General features: G+C 64.2%; 19 protein-coding genes. 10 read left to right on the forward strand and 9 right to left on the reverse strand.

Annotated elements, in window-relative coordinates:
* Window positions 1–59 precede the first annotated feature (59 nt).
* The gene (locus AB0E24_RS13560) at window positions 60–254 is read right to left on the reverse strand and encodes a hypothetical protein (protein ID WP_187287066.1); all 195 of its coding nucleotides are present in this window, start codon (window positions 252–254) and stop codon (window positions 60–62) included.
* 193 nt (window positions 255–447) lie between these two features.
* Here AB0E24_RS13560 and AB0E24_RS13565 point away from each other — a divergent pair, with 193 nt between their 5' ends.
* The 6 genes from AB0E24_RS13565 to AB0E24_RS13590 all read left to right on the forward strand — a co-directional run bounded on the left by AB0E24_RS13565 (window position 448) and on the right by AB0E24_RS13590 (window position 6,806).
* Window positions 448–1,383: a helix-turn-helix transcriptional regulator gene (locus AB0E24_RS13565; RefSeq protein WP_359376762.1), complete on the forward strand. Its 936-nt coding sequence runs from the start codon at window positions 448–450 to the stop codon at window positions 1,381–1,383.
* Window positions 1,384–1,398: 15 nt separating this feature from the next.
* Window positions 1,399–1,971 (forward strand): TIGR03086 family metal-binding protein, encoded by a 573-nt coding sequence (locus AB0E24_RS13570; RefSeq protein ID WP_359377036.1) that lies wholly within the window; start codon window positions 1,399–1,401, stop codon window positions 1,969–1,971.
* Window positions 1,972–2,032: 61 nt separating this feature from the next.
* Entirely contained in the window at window positions 2,033–3,112 is a 1,080-nt protein-coding gene (locus AB0E24_RS13575) for a hypothetical protein (RefSeq protein WP_359376765.1), read from the forward strand.
* 937 nt (window positions 3,113–4,049) lie between these two features.
* Window positions 4,050–5,909, forward strand: coding sequence for an alpha/beta hydrolase (locus AB0E24_RS13580; RefSeq protein WP_359376768.1), 1,860 nt, complete (start codon window positions 4,050–4,052; stop codon window positions 5,907–5,909).
* Window positions 5,902–6,456: a hypothetical protein gene (locus tag AB0E24_RS13585; protein ID WP_146055594.1), complete on the forward strand. Its 555-nt coding sequence runs from the start codon at window positions 5,902–5,904 to the stop codon at window positions 6,454–6,456. The genes AB0E24_RS13580 and AB0E24_RS13585 overlap by 8 nt, the downstream gene beginning before the upstream one ends.
* A gap of 35 nt (window positions 6,457–6,491) precedes the next feature.
* Complete coding sequence (locus AB0E24_RS13590) at window positions 6,492–6,806, forward strand: replication initiator (RefSeq protein WP_359376772.1); 315 nt, start codon at window positions 6,492–6,494, stop codon at window positions 6,804–6,806.
* A 47-nt stretch (window positions 6,807–6,853) separates the two neighbouring features.
* Here the strand turns inward: AB0E24_RS13590 and AB0E24_RS13595 are convergent, their stop codons facing one another.
* From AB0E24_RS13595 to AB0E24_RS13610, 4 genes are all read right to left on the reverse strand, one after another.
* A complete protein-coding gene (locus AB0E24_RS13595; RefSeq protein WP_331717395.1) occupies window positions 6,854–7,027 on the reverse strand; it encodes a hypothetical protein in 174 nt (57 codons plus the stop codon).
* Between the two features lie 86 nt (window positions 7,028–7,113).
* On the reverse strand, window positions 7,114–7,380 hold the full coding sequence (locus AB0E24_RS13600) for a hypothetical protein (protein WP_359376776.1): 267 nt from the start codon (window positions 7,378–7,380) through the stop codon (window positions 7,114–7,116).
* A 308-nt stretch (window positions 7,381–7,688) separates the two neighbouring features.
* Window positions 7,689–8,099, reverse strand: a complete 411-nt coding sequence (locus tag AB0E24_RS13605; protein WP_359376779.1) for a type II toxin-antitoxin system VapC family toxin — start codon at window positions 8,097–8,099, stop codon at window positions 7,689–7,691.
* Window positions 8,086–8,307 carry a hypothetical protein gene (locus AB0E24_RS13610; RefSeq protein WP_359376782.1) on the reverse strand — a complete coding sequence of 74 codons (222 nt, stop codon included), beginning with the start codon at window positions 8,305–8,307 and terminating at the stop codon, window positions 8,086–8,088. Before AB0E24_RS13610 ends, AB0E24_RS13605 begins: the two co-directional genes overlap by 14 nt.
* Window positions 8,308–10,604: 2,297 nt before the next feature.
* Between AB0E24_RS13610 and AB0E24_RS13615 the strand changes: the two genes are divergently transcribed.
* Entirely contained in the window at window positions 10,605–11,051 is a 447-nt protein-coding gene (locus tag AB0E24_RS13615; RefSeq protein WP_359376785.1) for a HEPN domain-containing protein, read from the forward strand.
* The gene (locus AB0E24_RS13620; RefSeq protein ID WP_359376788.1) at window positions 11,048–12,709 is read left to right on the forward strand and encodes a hypothetical protein; all 1,662 of its coding nucleotides are present in this window, start codon (window positions 11,048–11,050) and stop codon (window positions 12,707–12,709) included. Before AB0E24_RS13615 ends, AB0E24_RS13620 begins: the two co-directional genes overlap by 4 nt.
* Before the next feature lie 174 nt (window positions 12,710–12,883).
* On the opposite strand, the gene AB0E24_RS13625 is transcribed toward AB0E24_RS13620, so the two are convergent.
* From AB0E24_RS13625 to AB0E24_RS13640, 4 genes are all read right to left on the reverse strand, one after another.
* The gene (locus AB0E24_RS13625) at window positions 12,884–14,344 is read right to left on the reverse strand and encodes an IS4 family transposase (RefSeq protein WP_359376791.1); all 1,461 of its coding nucleotides are present in this window, start codon (window positions 14,342–14,344) and stop codon (window positions 12,884–12,886) included.
* A 302-nt stretch (window positions 14,345–14,646) separates the two neighbouring features.
* Window positions 14,647–14,922 carry a hypothetical protein gene (locus AB0E24_RS13630; protein WP_359376794.1) on the reverse strand — a complete coding sequence of 92 codons (276 nt, stop codon included), beginning with the start codon at window positions 14,920–14,922 and terminating at the stop codon, window positions 14,647–14,649.
* A 131-nt stretch (window positions 14,923–15,053) separates the two neighbouring features.
* Window positions 15,054–15,467, reverse strand: a complete 414-nt coding sequence (locus AB0E24_RS13635) for an ATP-binding protein (RefSeq protein WP_359376797.1) — start codon at window positions 15,465–15,467, stop codon at window positions 15,054–15,056.
* A gap of 57 nt (window positions 15,468–15,524) precedes the next feature.
* The gene (locus AB0E24_RS13640; RefSeq protein ID WP_359377039.1) at window positions 15,525–15,932 is read right to left on the reverse strand and encodes an NUDIX hydrolase; all 408 of its coding nucleotides are present in this window, start codon (window positions 15,930–15,932) and stop codon (window positions 15,525–15,527) included.
* 111 nt (window positions 15,933–16,043) lie between these two features.
* Here AB0E24_RS13640 and AB0E24_RS13645 point away from each other — a divergent pair, with 111 nt between their 5' ends.
* On the forward strand, window positions 16,044–16,829 hold the full coding sequence (locus AB0E24_RS13645) for a GntR family transcriptional regulator (RefSeq protein WP_359376800.1): 786 nt from the start codon (window positions 16,044–16,046) through the stop codon (window positions 16,827–16,829).
* Window positions 16,830–17,013: 184 nt separating this feature from the next.
* Window positions 17,014–17,364 carry an SCO3933 family regulatory protein gene (locus AB0E24_RS13650; protein WP_359376803.1) on the forward strand — a complete coding sequence of 117 codons (351 nt, stop codon included), beginning with the start codon at window positions 17,014–17,016 and terminating at the stop codon, window positions 17,362–17,364.

Consider the following 17,364-nt stretch of genomic DNA (forward strand, 5'->3'; position numbering starts at 1 on the left):
AGGGGCCTCCTCGATTGCTATGGGTTGATCGGTCGGGGGAGGCACCTTCGGACCTGCTCTCAAGGGATGCCGGTGCGATATCCCGACATCTCCATCCGTCCAACATACGTTGGCCTCGATCCGATCCTCCAGCCGTCGTCGGGCGGCGCATGAAGTGGCGGATCGATCGGATCGATCGGATCGACGGCGAGACCGTCCTGGGCGGGCACGACGGCGGCTATGCGTTCCAGCTCCCCCGTGACCTGCGACTTCACGATGCACAGTGCTCACCGCACCGTGCCGACGGCGGGCACGGTCCCGCCGTGGGCGAGGGCCGGCGCCGTCTCGCTCCGGCGGCACGCGCCACGGCGATTCCCGTGAGGTCCCGGGCGCCACGTGCTCGGCGGCTTCGCGCCTGCTACTCGCAGGGGCAGGCTGGATGGAGAGAGCCTGTCCATACTCGGTCGCATGGACGAGACAGCGCACGGCAAATCCCTCCTCGGTGAGTTCCTGTCCCGGCGCCGGGCTCAGCTGAAACCGGCGGACGTGGGGTTGCCGGACTACGGCGACCGGCGGCGGGTGCCGGGGCTGCGGCGTGAGGAACTGGCCCAGTTGGCCGGTGTCAGCGTGGCCTACTACATCCGGCTGGAACAGGGGCTGTCGCTCAACGCCTCGCCGCAGGTCCTCGACGCGCTGGCCACGGCTCTGCGGCTGGATGACGCGGAGCGGCGCCACCTGCACACCTTGTCCGGCGATGCCAGGCAGAGCCGCCGCCGGCTCCCCGCCGAGCGTGTCACCGCGGCGGTGCGCCAGCTGATGGATGCCTTCGGGGACTCACCCGTGGTCGTCCTCGGGCGGCGTTCGGACATCCTGGCGTGGAACCGCACCGGGCATGCGTTGTTCGCCGGGCATCTGGCCCCGGACAGCCCGGATCAAGCGGCCACGCGACCCAACACCGCCCGGATGGTATTCCTGGACGCCCACACGCGGGACCTGTACGTGGACTGGCCCAGGAAGGCACGGGACGTGGTGGGCAAGCTGCGGCAGGCGGTCGGCAAGTATCCGGACGACCCGCATCTGGCCTCCCTCGTCGGCGAGCTGACCATGCGCAGCCCGCAGTTCGCCACGCTGTGGGCTCAGCACCGGGTGCGCGCCTGGGGCATGAACGAGTACCGGATGCGCCATCCGACGGTCGGGGAGCTGGACGTGTTGCAGCACTCGCTCCCGGTGCCCCGGGGGGAGGGGATCCGGCTGATGGTGACGACGGCGGCGCCCGGCTCCGCCGCCCAGGCGGCACTGCGATTGCTCACCCAGACCCTCCAGCCCGCCGCGGACATGTCGGCCCCCGCCCGGCCCGCCGCCACCGGTACCCCCGCACAGGTCCTTCCTTCCGTACACCCCTGATCCGGCCGTGTGGCCGTGTGGCCGTGTGGCCGCCTGACCGTCCGGTCGTCCGGTCGTCCGGCCTTGTGGCCGCCTGGCCGTCCGGTCGACGGCCGCCGTAAAGCCACAGTCCGATCGCCCTGCACCGACTGGAACGTCCGGCAGATGGTCGACCATCTGCTGGCGGGACAGCACACGTCCGCCGTCGTGATGGGGGCGCGGCGCCCCCTCCCGGCGCTCGGCCCCGCTCCGGGAGCGCTCAAGAAGGCGTTCCGGACATCGGCCGCCGCCCTGGTGGCCGCCTTCGATGAGCCGGGAGCGCTGGAGCGCACGGTGCGGGCCCCGATCGGTGAGGTGCCCGGCGCCGTGGCGCTGCGTCTACAGACCATCGAGCACCTGGTGCACGGCTGGGATCTGGCCCGGGCCATCGGCCAGAAGGCCCTGTTCGACGAGGCCACGGTCGAGCGGGAGACCGAGTTCGCCCGCGGCCTCACGGTACGGATGCCGTCCGGACCGGGCACTCCGTTCGCGCCGTCCAGGGCCGCTCCGGACGACGCCCCCGCGCTCGACCGGCTGGCCGCGCTGCTCGGACGCGACATCACCGAGTGACCCCCACACAGTTCACCGCGGTACACCCCGGCCCCAACCCTCCCGAGGAACGAGGACAACAATGAAGAAGACGAAGCTGAAGATCGCCATCGCGGGCGCGGCACTCGTCGCCGTCGTGGCCACCGGCACGGCGTTGGCCGCGAACGGTTCCGCTGCCGGATCCGGCTCCACATCCGGCTCCGAGCGGACCCCGACCGAGCATGCCGAGCAGAAGGCGCCCAGCGTCATCAAGGCCGACGGCCCGAACGTGTTCCCGCACTCGCTGGACTTCGACGCGCGGTCGAACACGTTCTTCGCCGGCTCGCTGAAGCACGGCACGGTCTCCGCCGTCCGCCCCGACGGAAAGGTGCGCACCTTCATCGACGACCCGGAACTGGTGTCCGCGCAGGCCGTCCTCGTCGACCGTGAACGGGACCGCATCCTGGTCAGCAATGTGGACTACGGCACTGCCGACCGTTCCAGGAAGGACGCCCCCTTCCGCGTCGCCGGGGTGGGCAGCTACGACCTGAAGAGCGGGAAGCAGGACTGGTGCGTCGATCTGACCGCGCTCACCCTGGACGGCAAGCAGCACCTGATCTCCGATGTGACGGTGGCGCCCGACGGCACCGCGTACGCCGTCGACGAGTTGACCCCCACGGTGTTCCGCATCGACCGCACGGGCCACGCCTCGGTATTCCTGCGGAACAACCTGCTCAAGGGCACGCTCGACATCCCCGACCTCCTGAACGGTGTGGGGATGTCAGCGGTGGAGTGGGTGGAGGGCAACCAGCTGATCATCGCCATGGCCGACGGCTCCCTGGTACGGGTGCCCGTCAAACACCCCGAAAAGGCGCAGGAGGTGAAGCTCTCCGCGCCGCTCGGCTCCCCCACGGCCGGCATGCGGCTCCTGAAGGACGGCTCGATAGCGGCGGTCAGCAGCGGTCTGCTGACCGGCAAGCCGGCCCCGATCCAGCGTGTGGAGCCCCGTGACGGCTGGAAGAAGGCCACGGTGAAGGTCACGGACACCGTCGAGGATCCCGTCACCAGCGACGTGACCGCGGGACCGGACGGGACGACATACGCGCTCAGCGGCGGGCTGGCCGACCTCTTCGCGGGCAAGCCCCACGACGGATTCAGCCTGACCCCGGTCAAGACCGACTGAGCCGACACCCATACCCACCGAACCGGATACCCGCACTGGCCCCGGTGCAAGTCACGACTCGGCGGACGCGGCCGTCGCGATGGCACACCGCGATGGCACACCGCGATCCAGAGCAGTCGCTGCCGCCAGTCGACGAAGGTGCCGCGCATCGCCGCGGCTTCCTCAGGAGCGAGGCCGTAGGCGGCGAACTGCCCGCCGGTGTACCGCTGGACACGGCCGGGCGAGTCGGCGACCATGCGGCGGTCGAACCCTGCGTCGTCCTGCGCGGCGAGATCCATGAGCGGTTCGTGGGGTGCCGACCTTCAACAGCCCCGCGACGCCGATGGCGTCGCGGACCTCGGCCCGGGTGAACAGCCCGCTGGTCCTGCCCGCGGCGACCTCGTCGCGGGCGGTGCAGCACCGGACCGAGACGGGACGGCGAGCGCGTCCAGGCCGACGCGGCACGGCACTATGACGCCACCGACCGCGGCCCGCCGCCCAGCTCGGCGAGCGTCCCCAGCAGTACGTACGGCTTCGCCGCCGCTGCGTACCTTGCTCATGGCGCCAACATGCCTGACGGGGACTGCCGAGAACATCGACAGTACGGATCAGAGCACGGGGAAATGAACGCGACCGCCGGACGCGCGTAACAGCTTTCTGACACGGAACGGGCACGAGGTAAACGCTCACGAAGGCGCCCGTGTCTTCCCTCATTTTGTAGTGTGGCGTCAGCACAGTGCGGATACGAATGTGCACGGGGGGAAGGCATGGTTGGCATCACAGGTAGCCAACTCGGCGGCGTGATCGGGAAGCCGAGGGGCGCGGGTGAATCCGGCGGAGTGAAGTCGGGCCAGAGGACGCGGCACACCGAGAGCGGACTGCTCGCCTTGCTGAGCAACGTGGAGAATGTAACAACCACCAGGGCCAGCGGCCAGGACAAGGGCCGGTGACCTGAACGGTGGACTACGCGACGCTGAAGGGCCTCAAGCCCAGCGAGTTCGAGGGCACGGCTGACGGCTACCAAACGACCAGCGACATGGCTGGCCGGGCAAGGCAGGCGCTGGAGCGCCGGATCGCCGCCCAGATGCGTGAGTCCCTGGAGGGTGAGGCCGCGACGGCGGCGTACAACCAGTTACGGAACCTCTCGGAGAACTTCCACTACGTGGAGGTCGAGTGCGGCCTGGTCAGCACCGCTCTGAACGCTCTGGCTTTCGATCTGCGAGCGGCGAAGAAGAAGCTGGACGCGGCAATCGAGGACGCCCAGGCGGAAAAGCTGACGGTGAACGCGGACGGCTCGGTGAGCTATCCGCCTGGTGGCGACAAGGTCGACGGCAAGACCCCCAAGGGCGGCAAGGTCACCGGCAGCGCCAGGGCACACGAGTCCGGTGCCCCCATAGACCCGGGCAACGACGCCAATGACATCGCTGACGCCCTGGACCGGCAAGCCGGGAACCAGCACCCGAACCCGTACTTCAGCCGGGCGATCGAATACGCCGACCGGATCGCCCAGGCTGTCCAGGAAGCGACCGAGGCCGACGAGCGCTGGGCGCCGAAGCTGCGTAACTTGAAGGCCGACGATGATCTGAACGTCTCTGACAAGGACTGGATCGACACGGACAAGGACACCGTCGGGGTCAGGTCGGGTGCCAAGGACTACCTGGATCACATCAAGCGCCCGCCGGGGGATGGCAGCCCGAAGGAAAACGCCGAATGGTGGAAAGGCCTGTCCCAGGACGAGAAGGACGCCTATATCGCACTTCACTCGAAGGCTGTGGGCGGCATGAACGGGTTGCCCGCCGCCGCCCGCGACGAGGCCAACCGCACTCACCTGGACGTGATGCATGCCAAATACCAGGAGGAGCTGAAGGCTATCCCCGAGGAACCTCTGGTCAAATACAAGACGATTCCCGGCAGCGGAGGTTATCCGGTCCAGGTCTTCACCGACGAATACGCGAAATGGTACTACAAGTACAACGACCGCAGGGACCATCTGAACGCTGCTCTGGATGGCATGGAGGCCATCCAGAAACGTTTTGATGAGACTGGCGGAAAGAAGCACATACCGGAGGCGTATCTACTCGGATTCGACCCGGAGAAGAACGACGGCCGCGTCATCATGGCCACCGGAAACCCGGACACCGCCGATCACACGGCGGTGTATGTGCCGGGCACCAAGACGCACATCGGCAGTATCGGTGGCGATCTCGACCGTGGGGAAAGACTCTGGATGGAGAGCAATAAACTGGATCCCAACTCCAAGGTCTCCACAATCACCTGGTTGGGGTACGATGCCCCGGACGCCATTTCGGACGCACGGCACGACAAATACGCGGCTGCTGCGGCGCCCCATCTCCGTCAGTTCCTCGACGGCAACCGGGCGGCGCATGAGGCGGCGACCGGCGACCATGGCCATACGACCCTCATCGGTCACAGTTACGGCAGCACAGTCATCGGTGATGCCACCAAGTCCCATACCTCCTACGACCCTCATGGCGGTGCCTTGCCCGTTGGCGACATCTTCGCGGCGGGCAGCCCGGGCATGCAGGTGGGGCACGCGTCCGACCTCGGCATCGGGAGCGAACACGTCTGGGCCATGAAGGCCGGCGGTGTTGGGGGAGACGACTGGTGGGTCCGGGAAGGGGGGCGGAAGGTCGGGCTCGGCGGTGACGGGAACATTCCCACCGACCCCGAGTTCGGCGCCCATCTAGTGAAATCAGGTGTCGAGGGTCACGGTGACTACTGGGACGATGAAACCATTGCGCTGCGGAATCAGGCTGCGGTGATCACTGGCAGCTACGACAGGGTTCAATATGATTAAATTGACTTCTGGGAAAGTTTGGTCGGCGCTCTTCGTGATTCCGATCCTCACGTTTATTGCGGGGTGTTCCCAGGTGGGCGATAAAAAGGCTGCGGATAAAGTGGATGTTCGTGATGTCGGCAGTATGGAGAAGAAGACGGAGAAAATGTCCAGCACTATTCTGGACATCATTGGCTTGAGGAAGGCGAAGGTCACCGAGCCGGGTCCGGGCACGCTACCGTGCTCTAAATACGCTGATGACGCGGGAGTGCAGCGCATGCACCATCCCTGGAGCGTCTATGATGTACCTTTCGATGATTTGTCCCGTGGTTTTGAGCGGCTTCGTACGGAGCTTCCCAAACACGACTGGAAGATCATCAAGGACGGGCCCGATGGAAGTCCCGCGAAGACGCCGCAGATCGTCGCGAACTTCTCTCGGGACCACTTCTCCGCAGACATCCGACTGCTCGATCAGCGCAAGCATCCTGACAAAACGTCATTGATCGAGGTGACAGTCGTCTCCGACTGCTTCCGCGACACAGCGCATGAGTCCAGGGAGTCCAGCTGAGGGTGGGCCTTCGGACTGACAGGCGGGACGCTGGCATGAACTGTACGGCGGCCCCGACTGTCAGAACTCGCCTTCCACGATCAGTCCGGCTGTCCTTCTTCAAGATCGCCGAGCAGCAAGAGCGCGGCGCCGTCCACTTCCACATCGTGATCCGCATCGGTGGGACCGGCGGCGACTCCCTGCCTTCCAGCCTGGGCCACGGTCGAGCTGCTGATCGATCACCATGCGTGCCGTTACGTCCAGGGTGTTGCCGAGCCGGTCGTCGGCAGTCGGGCGTACACCTTCACCTTCGGTGGCCAACTCGGGCACGGCCACCCGGAGCGCCGCTTCAACGGCTGGCCACGAGCTGACCGTGAGGTCGCGCTGATCGCATGCAGCCTGGTGCCGTAGTCGCTGATCAGCCGAGCCATGTGACGCGGGTGATTACAACAAGTTCGAGTCGCTCCAGGGCCATGAACATGAAGAAGCCCCGTCCTCCGAAGATGTCCTGTGTCCGCAGACCTCCGCCGTGCGGGTTTCCGCGCCCGACGTCGACCGCGTCGCGGCCCAGAACCATCAGTTGCTCGGCCAAGCGCTCAACCTCAGCCACGACTTCATGTGGCAGGCCGCCTACGACGTGCTCGGCATCGGGGTCGTAGTCCCAGGTCTAGTTGTCGCTCACGCGTAGATCTCGTGGTGTGCCAGCTCTGTGATCTGTCGCATCTCGGCAAGCGCGGAGCGCACGGCCTGGCGGTCGGTGGCCTGTTCCGCTTCGCCTTCCAGTTCGCGCAGGCGTGCGGCGCGGCCCGGGTAGCGCTGGATGGCGACGAACTCGCCCCACCACTGCAAGAAGGTACGCAGCGGAGAGATGGTGCTCTGGGCAGCGGCTTGTTCGACCGCGCGGCCGAGGTGCTCGACGAAAGACGGCAGCTGGGCGGAGAACACCCGACCCGTCTCGATCGCTTTGGCCCGAGTGTGATCGCGTTGCGTCGGATCTCGGCCCGCCGTCGCAGGCTGACGGAGACGCCAGCGGTCCCAGGCAACGAAGAAGCCCCGGGCCGCTGGCCTGGGGCTTTGTGCTGGAGCGGGTGACGGGAATCGAACCCGCGCCCTGAGCTTGGGAATCACCGTTCCGTTAGGACGGTCCTACGGCCGGGACCTGCGGAAATTCTTCTGCGACCGACATTGCGCTGGCATCTGAGTGGCCGCTGTTGACTGCGGCTCTCCGCCCGTTCTGGCATGCACGGCGCGCCTCATGGCAGGAGTGTCAGCGCCGGCACGTGGAGGGGCTTGATGGCATGGAAGTGGCGATGATCCAGGGTGGCGACCCTGGGCGCCTTGAGGCGCTCCGCAAGGGCGACCACCGAGGCATCGGCAACACCAAGAGGGAACCCGCGGTACTGCTGCATGAGTTCGGCCATGCGGGAGAGATCTTCCCGGGCGGTGGGTACTTGGACGAGGTCCTCTGCGGCAACGGCCTCGATGAGGTTGATCTCTGCGTCGGGGCTGACGTACTTGGCGAGCAGGTAGCAGGCTTCGGTGAGCACATGCGGCGTGATCAGTAGCTCACCGTCGTGGGACTCCAGCAGCTCGGCACAGCTCTCGTGGTCGGGGTCGTTCCGGTTCAGCAGGGCGACGATCGGGCCTGTGTCAACGATCAGCATCGGCCTCGCCGAGTTCCTCGCGAGCGATGTCCTTGGCGCGGGCGCCGAGGTCGTCCGACGGTCCGTCGAAGCTTCGCAGGACCCGGAAACGGCTCGGTGGTGGCGTCTTCACCAAGCGCAGGGCGTGCCGACGCAGCTCTTCGACCTGTTCGGGCTCAAGTCGCTCGATGATGTCGTACAGATCGCTGTAGTCACGGGCAGCGCTCATCGCGGCTCTCCTTCTCGGCCGACTCTGCTGCCACGATAGCCCTCGACCACGCAGTCCGCTGAAGGCTTCGCATAGGGCACACAACGGGCACCGGAGGTGTGGAGAGAGTCAGACAACGAAGAAGCCCCGGGCCGCTGGCCTGGGGCTTTGTGCTGGAGCGGGTGACGGGAATCGAACCCGCGCTCTGAGCTTGGGAATCACCGTGCAGATAGAGCCAGTGGACCGCTGGCCTGCATGAAGCCGCTATGCCCTCGCTCGCCACAGTGTCGTCGTGACCCGTGTTGACCATGGCTAACCGCTGCATCTGGTGCGCATCTGGTGCGTTCTCGCGCGGGCCGCTGCTTTGTTGCCTGTACTGCTCCCCGCGAACCTCTGCAACACGATCTTCCAGAGTCCCGTTTCTCAAGATGCCAAGTGCCCCTGCGCAACTGACTTCGGAGCTGGCACAGATAGGCTGCCCGTGGGTCTACGGGACTCTGGGTCAAAAGGACTACGTATCCAGAGGCTTAGACCATTTGCCGAGGGCTGCAGCCTTGCGAAGTGCCTTTTCGACGGCCATATCTGCGCGCCTCCAGAGCCCTTGGGGCAAGACATGGACTCTGTGCGAATAAAGTTGACTGGCGTTCGAATATCCTCGCCAAGTGCCGTCATCGCGACGTTCTCTTGGCTTAACCACCCTAATAAGTCCAAAGGCTTCAAGCGCTTGGTGGGTGTCATAGACCTCACGTGAAAAACCAAAGAGTCCTGCGCGCTCCTGCCAACTAGCCATTACGTACGAAGAGGCCGCACCAAGCTGTCGCCACATCAGATAAGCTGCGATTTCACTCTTTGTAAGTACGTGAGTCCAGCCTTGCAGGAAGAATTCGATAGGGAGCCCAAGAGGAACTTCCCCTTCTTGGGGAACTCGGTACTCTACGCCCCCTGCACCCGAGCTACTTGCGTCTTCCGAGAGGAGGCTGAAATCCGCATAACTGCGCCCCCTCCCCGATTTTCGCATATCCATCAAATCTTCGTCTGCTAGCAGCTTTAGGGCGGACCGGAATTGGCGCAACTTATTTCTTGTGTAGGTAGTTGAGGATTGGGTCGCTATTGCTTTTGGCGTAGTGGGGACCGACATAAGGTCGAGCCAGCTTAGTTCGGATGAACCATCCCTGTTTAGGGGGATAGTATTGTTCCACGTGCGACCCGGCTTCGCTTGGCAATGTGCGACAAATAGTGCAGTCAAATGGAACTGCATCGCTACACCTTGGGATTTCAGAAGTCGAGCCAGTGGTGGCAGCACCTCTCTTACTGGACGCCTGCGCTCATCAACCGGCGTACTGAACCGCACCATCGGAACCCCCCAAGGGTCCGCGTCGAAGGGGTTCTCCGCCATTTCCCTATTGCGAACATAAGTCTCGCGAATGCGGATAGTGCGGGGGCTAAGTCCGGTTGACCACAACTGCTCTGTAGCAGACAGGACATCTAACAGTCCTCTCTCGCGAACGAGAGCTCTGAGCCCGTCAGCCCTCTTACTAGCTTTTTCCTGATTCTGCGTGGTACCGCCCACAGGTCCCGTCCCCCAATCACGCATGACGCCTTGGTCCGACTGCACGTAGATGCGCACGTACGCGCGTTGACAGTCGGATTGAGACGTCATCAGCACCTCCGTGTCAGCCCGCAGATCGTGCCGAGAATGGTTCCGCGTCGAGTCACCGACTCGACGGGAGGGCGGCTACGCCGGCAAGCACCTGCCGCCCTCCACCACATCACCAGCTCCTAGGAGGAACTCTGTCCAACCAGCCTACGCAACGAGGTAATGACCTGGCAGCCTTCGTTGCAACCTTGGTCCTTGGCGTGATGCTCATCTTGAGTGGAGCTGCCACGGCCGAGGACGTGGTCGTCCTCAGCTCGGCACTCGGGGGGCTTTACGCGGTCTGGCGCAGGCCACTGCCACGTCGCCACTGACGCAGCGTGTGCCTGGCTGCCAAGTCCTGGACCGGGCGCCACGGTTGTGTACGGACCGTGAGCTGGGGCCACGAAGAACAGTACGTCGAGACTAGCTAGGTCAGGGGCGCGGGCGGGCCCAGTACCCGCCCGCGCCTGCACGCCCGTGTCACAGCGAGTTGAGGCACTGTGGCGCGCACCTTGGGCAGCATAAGGGGGAGCCACGAGCTGGGAGAAGCGCTACGGTAGTGGCTGTGGGTAAGAGCAGCAGAGGTAACCGGACGCCTAAGTGTCACACGCAGACACGTGAATTAGCTCTGTTACGAGTAAGCAAAGCGGACAAGAACACTCTCACCCTCTATGCAGAGGGAGTGCATCTCACGCATTCAACTGCTCGCTCGATTACCGACCTCCAGCAACAGGCATGTCTTGATCGTATAGAACTTGCCAAGAATTTTCTGATTGCTGGTGATAAATTGATGAAGGCGCGACCTGCTCTCTATCGAAGCGCGGTTAGTCGCTATTACTACGCCATGTATCACGCTGCCCGTGCAGTCGCGTATTTCTATCATGGAGGGGACGATCACGAGTCTCACTCCAAGCTGCCCAAGGCGATACCCGGAGACTTCGCCGATAGCGCCGTATGGCAGAACCAGTTGAAAGATGCACGATCACGTAGAAACGAAGCTGACTACGATCCATATCCCACGGATACGCACAGCTGGCGGCGAGTGGCAAAGGACTTGCAAGTCAAGGCGCCTAGCCTCTTGAGCTTAGCGGATACCTATTTGAAGCAGAAAGGGTGTGGCACGCCGTGACCGGCTCTGGGGCGGATGTCTCGAACTTCATTCGGGAAGAATTCCAGCGACGTGGTGTTCGTGTTCTTGATGTCTCGGTTCGCGCTTACCCTGAAGAGACAAACTATATCGTTCAGGTAGACGAAGCGGAATTTGTGAATGCTGCGGAAATTGGGAATGACCTTGACGATGAGGTTTCCTCTCCCGGTAATCGCGCATTCATCATTGTGAGGAAAGCGCCTAGGGAGCTTGTGGATGCCTCCTCGGTCCCCCTAACAGGTGGTGTCCATGATTCCCGCGCTACGGATCTCCAGCGCCTAATCAGTGCGCGCTCACGAGTCTCGGAAGCTCAGCCAAGCCTGTCATATGTGCGGGATGCGGAGTTCAATCTTGCTTCCGTTACAGCTCCTCGTCATCACCTTATCTTTGGTCGACGCGGAGCGGGAAAATCAGCGCTTCTCGTTGAGGCTAAGCGAAAGCTGACGGACGGCGGTGCAATTTCTTGCTGGGTCAACATGCAGACGTTGCGGAGCGAGAACCCGGATCGTGTATTCCTTTACGTCCTTGAAGAAATTTCAGGGGCAATTGTGACGAAACAGCAGCAGATCAAGCCAGAATCTACTGTTTCTGTGATGGCGGTGGAACTCTACGAAGAGGTCCGTAGGCAGCTGGCCTCAAAGGGGACAGCTGAGGGTGACTCCGTACACAGGCTCGTTCCGATGGCGCAGCGAGCCATGAAGAGGTTTCTCGAAACAAGCGGCGTGGAGATGTTCATCTTTATTGATGACTTTTACTATCTCCCGAGAAATGATCAACCGAGGATCCTTGACATGCTTCATGGTGCTGTGAGGGATTGTAATGCGTGGCTGAAGATCGCGTCTATTCGCCACCTGACGCGCTGGTTTCAGTCCTCCCCACCCCTCGGTCTGCAGACAATGCATGACGCAGATTTGTTGGACCTCGATGTCACGCTACAAGACCCCCAACGGGCAAAGAAGTTCTTGGAGAGTATTCTTGTTCAGTACGGGAAGCATGTCGGTGTAAATTCGCTGACTCGTCTATTCCACTCATCTGCTCTTGACCGCTTGGTCTTGGCTTCTGGTGCTGTGCCGCGAGACTTTCTGATTCTGGCTGGGAGCTCGATCATGAAGGCACAGCGACGTCAGAACGCAAGGCTTGTGGGGGTGCAGGACGTAACCCAAGCTGCGGGAGATGCAGCACAAGTAAAACTGCAAGAGCTCGAAGAGGATATGGCGTCCAACGTCGATACTGCTACGCGAACAATCGCTGGTCTAAATATCCTCCGAAACTTCTGCCTGGAAGAAACGGGATTCACTTATTTCCTGATCGGGTATAGAGATAAGGAAGATAATCCGAATCACTATAACGTGATCACGGAGCTACTGGACGTCCGCATGATCCACTTGATCGACGCGGGAGTCTCGGATGCCCATGCGGCAGGTCAGAGGTCAGAGGTCTATATGCTCGACCTAAGCCAGTTCTCTGGGTCCAGACTTAAACAGGGGATCCAAGTACTGGAATTTTCTGGCGGTAAGATCGTTTCCCGTAAGACAAGGCAACCTGAGACCGCCAAGACGGGTAGTAGTCCTCGACAAGTAATTGCAATTCTGCGCGCAGCTCCCACCTTCGAGCTTGAGCAGATGGAGAACTTGGTTTGACGCTCCGGAAGGTGGAGCGGCTTTGGGCTGGAGCTGGCTTGGGGCGAGAGATCAGGGGCTCGTAAGCATTGCGCGACTCGGGCAGTCTCCTGACCTGCCCGCGATAGCCCGAAGTGAGCCCCTGATCTTGGAGGCTCGCCCCAAGTTGGCTGCCTAAAGACCAAGACCGGGAAGTTAGGGGCTGGCCATGTCTGTTGGGTCGGGCTGTGGTGTGAGAGTGATGGTGGTTGTGGCGGGTGCCTTGCGACCAACGCTGCCTGCTGTCTTGTTGTAGGCGTAGGGCGAGAGGGTGCGTTTCACGCAGCGGGGGCTGACCCGGGAGCGTCTGCGCCGGTCGGTGAGGTTGCGGGGATGCAGCAGGATGGCCAGGGCCGTGGTGACTGAAGTGGTGGGGGCGGGGACGGCGGCGGTGATCACCGTGTGGCGTGCGGTGCGCACGGCGATGGCGAAGGAGAGGCGGTCGGGGTCGAGACCGGCGATGTGGGCAGTGTCGTGGATCGCGGTGCGGGTGAGCTGGAAGACGGTCAGCAGGGCATAGATCTCCTGCTCAACACCTTGGACGGTGTGTGAGCGCAGGACGCGGTCGGGTCCGCGGAGGGTGACTTTCAGTCCGTAGTAGGCGGTCTCGATCTCCCACCGCTGGTGGTAGAGCTCGGCCAGTTCGGCCGCGGGGTGGCGGCCGGGGTCGAGGAGGGTGGTGATGAGCCGGACTGTGCTCGTGTGCTGTCGGCCGTCGGCGGTGGTGACGGTGACCTGGTAGCGGATGACACGCACGGCCATGGCGGTGAGTTCAGGCGGCGGTGTCGGGCGCTTGCGGCGCTGCCAGGCGGCCAGGCGGTCGCCGGAACGACGGTCGAGGATCTGGGAGAGGTGGCTGCCGTCCGATAAGGGCTGGATCACCGGCAGCAGGCGTCCGGACTGGACCCGCCACAGCAGGTCAGCTCCTGTGGAGGCCGCGTCCCGGATGGCTTGGTAGCCGTCGTATCCGCGATCGGCCAGGAGCAGTATCCCCGGACGGAGAGCGGGCAGCAGACGGCGGGCCTGCGGTACTTCCTTGTCGTGCATGGGCCCGAAGACGGCCCCGATCAGCGCGCGTGTGCCGCATTCGACCAGGGCTGTCAGCCGCACCTGGGGATAGCCGGCCGGGTGGCTGGTCGCCTTCGCATGGCGTCCGTAGTGCGCCACGTTCGCCGAACTGTCGGCCACCTCCACACTCGTGCCGTCCCAGGCCACCACCCGCAGTCCATGCCAGAAGACTCCCGGCGTCTCTTTGGTGCCTACCGGTCCGCACACTCGGTTGAACAACAACGCCAACGGCGCGGTTCCCAGACGACGGCGGGCCTGCCGCAGTGCCGCCGCCGACGGGTCAGGCGCCAGATGGCCGGGCATCCCGGCGGTCAGCGCCGCCCACACCCCCCGATAGCCACAGTCACCGAACAAGGTCATGGCCAGTACGAAGTACACGACCACCCGGGCTGGCAGCATCCGCACCCGCTTCTCGAACCGTCCGGTGGCGGCCAGCACCTCATCGACCAGAGCCGGCGGCACCCACCGGGTCAGCACCCCCAACTGACCGGGCTTCCATACCCCGGACCAGCCACGCGACCGCGGCGCGGTGGCACACTGAACAGACAACGGAGCCCCCTCCGACTGCGACTTCGACACTCACAGTCCGACAGGGGCTCCGTTGCCACGTCAACCAAACCCAACGCGCCCTTGACACACCACGCCACCAGCTAACTTCCCGGTCTTGGCCTAAAGCCGTGGAGCCGACCCCCAGCCACGACGTACCTCTTCTCCTCAGCCAAGGTGCCTGCTGCTGGCGCGCGGCTCGGCGGTCGGGCCGGAGCGGGGCGGAGACAGGAGCGGCGGCCCGCGCCGCCGGGCCGCCGCTCCGCGCTTGCGCGGCGCCTTGAACCCGTAGAGAAGGTTATAACTCAGTGGCTGTCGGCCTGGTGTCGGGCGATCTTGTGTGTGGTGGGGCAGGTGAACTGTTCGGCGCATGCCGGGAGGCGTTGGGCTTCGCGGTGGGCGAGGGGTAGGAAGGTGACCGGCCGGAGGATCCATTCGATGTGGGTGTCTTGCTGGGTGAGGGCGAACGTGGCTGCTTTTCCGTTGGTGAGGGTGTCTTCGGCTTCTTTGTAGCCGTAGGTAATCCAGTCCCATGCCTTGTGGGCTGTTTCGCGGTCGAGTGCTGAGGCGATGGTGCGCACGGTGACGCGGATCCATCGGGTGGCCTCGCTGGGGCTGTCGGTTTCGATGGAGGCGAGTAGGACCGAGCGGGGTCCTGTGGCTGGTGAACGGCTCCAGCACTCGCACCAGTAGCCGGGGCGTAGTAGGGGCCTCAGCATGTGGTGGCTCCTGTCTCGGGTGCTACGAGCTGGGCGGTGACGGTGCGGCCGTGCTGGCTGCCGGTGATGTCCAGGCGGCGGGCGAGTGCCATGACGATGGTTAATCCGCGGCCGTGGATCTCGTCTGCGTCGGCCTCCGTAGGGCCGACTTCTTCTGGGTGGCCTCCCTCGTCGGTCACGGAGATCGCGACGGTGCGCGGGGAGAGGGACAGCGTGAGCTGGAAGGTGCCGTAAGCGGTGCCGCTGGCGGTGTGGGTGAGGGCGTTGCTGCCGAGTTCGCTGACGATCAATTCGGCGTCGTCTGCGCAGGGGTGGTTGCTGAGGATGTCGCGGGTCCAGCGGCGGGCGCGGGTGACTTCTTCTCGGGATCCTGGGCACATCAGGCCCCAAACTCGCGGAGTACTCATATACTCGTCCATACAAGTTCCTTCGTGCTGGTAGGGGCTATGGGTCGTGGGTGCGTGCTAGATGAGTCGTACGCCGTCGTGGGCGCGGATGGCCGGCGGGCTGGTGTTGTCGAGCGCGTCCAGAACGCGGATCGCGTATGCCTCGTCGGCGAGCTCGGTGATCTCCTCGCGGGTGGCCCAGCGCAGGGCTCGGGTCTCGGCTCCGGTGGTCGGGGTGCCGTCGATGGCCTCGCAGCGGAAGACCAGGGAGACGATCAGGCCGGTCATGTTCTTGTAGACGCCGGTGAGGGTCGCGGGAAGCGCGATCTTGATGCCGGTCTCTTCGAGGACTTCGCGCTGAAGCGCGTCGGGGATGGTTTCCCCGCGTTCGAGCACGCCGCCGGGTGGTTCCCACTTACCGTTATCGCGTCGCTTGATCAGCAGCGCACGGCCCGCGTCGTCGACGATGACTCCGGCGACGCTCACGGAGTGCGGGCGCTCAGTGCTCACGTTCCTCGGCCCTCTCGGCTGGCTAGGCTCTCCACCGTAGCAATTCCAGTCAGCCGCTCGTCTAGATACCTAAAGGAGTATGTGTACATGCCTTCCCTGACTTCCGTTCTGGGTGTATTGGACCCGACGAGTGACCGGGCGGTGTTCCGGCAGATCGCCGACGCGCTACGCGAGGCGATCGACAAGGGCCGCTTCCGGGAGGGCGACAAGCTGCCCTCGGAGACTGAGCTGGTCGATCACTTCGGTGTCTCACGGATGACCGTCCGCAACTCTCTGTCGCTGCTCCAGCAAGAGGGGCTGGTGCTCTCCGAGCACGGCAAGGGCGTGTTTGTGCGGCCTCGACCGCCTGTGCGGCGGCTGGCGTCGGACCGGTTCGCGCGGCGCCATCGGGATCAGGGGAAGGCGGCCTTCACGGTAGAGGCGGAGGCTGCGGGGAGCCGTCCCGAGGTGGACAACCTGGAGGTGAAGGAGGAACGGCCTTCGGCGGACATCTCGGCCCGGCTCGGGTCGCCTCGTAAGGTGCTGGCCCGGCGGCGCCGGTATCTGCTGGATGGGCGGCCGGTGGAGTTCGCCACCTCGTATCTGCCGCTCGACCTGGCGCGGAACACGCCGATCGCGCAGCCCAACCCCGGCCCCGGTGGCATCTATGCTCGGCTGGAGGAGATGGGGCACCGCCTGGACCACTTCGATGAGGAGATCCGGGCCCGGATGCCCTCGCCCACTGAGGTGCGCACGCTCCAGCTCGCCTCCGGTGTGCCGGTGATCCATCTGGTCCGGACCGCCTACGACAGCGAGGGGCGCGCGGTGGAGGTCTGCGACACCGTGATGGCCGCCGACGCGTACGTCCTTGCCTACCAGCTTCCTGCCAACTGACGCATGGCCGGGGCGTGGTGGCCCCGGGCTGCTTCTTCTGACTCGTACACACGAAGACACGTACTCGTATAGACGAGTGGGCAAGCTGTGTGGCATGGTGGTCCCCGTTCCCGCCCGTTCGGGTTCGAAGACCGCAACTCATCTACACAAGTAGGTGGGTTGGATGCGAGATGAGGAGAAGTAGTTGCGTTCCATTCGAGTTGAGACCTCTGGCGCCACGGTTCTGCTGACTGAGGCGCCGGAGCCGAAGGTGAAGGACCGGCAGTCTGGCGAGATCGCCAAGGATGCGCAGAGCGGCGAGACGCTGATGCGACTCGGCGTCGTTTACATCGACGGCGGGGAGTCCTCGCTGCTTCAGGTCACCGTGCCCGAGAGCGGAGTCACGGAGGGGCTGGCGCTCGGGGCGCCGGTCACGCTGATCGGGCTGATCGCCCGGCCCTGGGAGTCGGTGTTCAACGGGCAGCAGCGGCACGGCATTGCCTTCCGCGCCGAGGCCATCGCCCCGGCCGCCATATCGGTCGGTGCGGGGGTCTGA

Origin of the sequence: Streptomyces malaysiensis subsp. malaysiensis (assembly GCF_040653035.1) — a bacterium.
Classification (GTDB): Bacteria; Actinomycetota; Actinomycetes; order Streptomycetales; family Streptomycetaceae; genus Streptomyces; species Streptomyces malaysiensis.

Coding starts and splice junctions, on each gene's coding strand:
- AB0E24_RS13645 (WP_359376800.1), top strand. CDS start 16,044: ATGCCTTCCCTGACTTCCGTTCTGGGTGTATTGGACCCGACGAGTGAC.
- AB0E24_RS13585 (WP_146055594.1), top strand. CDS start 5,902: ATGATTAAATTGACTTCTGGGAAAGTTTGGTCGGCGCTCTTCGTGATT.
- AB0E24_RS13575 (WP_359376765.1), top strand. CDS start 2,033: ATGAAGAAGACGAAGCTGAAGATCGCCATCGCGGGCGCGGCACTCGTC.
- AB0E24_RS13610 (WP_359376782.1), bottom strand. CDS start 8,307: ATGAGCGCTGCCCGTGACTACAGCGATCTGTACGACATCATCGAGCGA.
- AB0E24_RS13590 (WP_359376772.1), top strand. CDS start 6,492: ATGAACTGTACGGCGGCCCCGACTGTCAGAACTCGCCTTCCACGATCA.
- AB0E24_RS13635 (WP_359376797.1), bottom strand. CDS start 15,467: ATGAGTACTCCGCGAGTTTGGGGCCTGATGTGCCCAGGATCCCGAGAA.
- AB0E24_RS13605 (WP_359376779.1), bottom strand. CDS start 8,099: ATGCTGATCGTTGACACAGGCCCGATCGTCGCCCTGCTGAACCGGAAC.
- AB0E24_RS13565 (WP_359376762.1), top strand. CDS start 448: ATGGACGAGACAGCGCACGGCAAATCCCTCCTCGGTGAGTTCCTGTCC.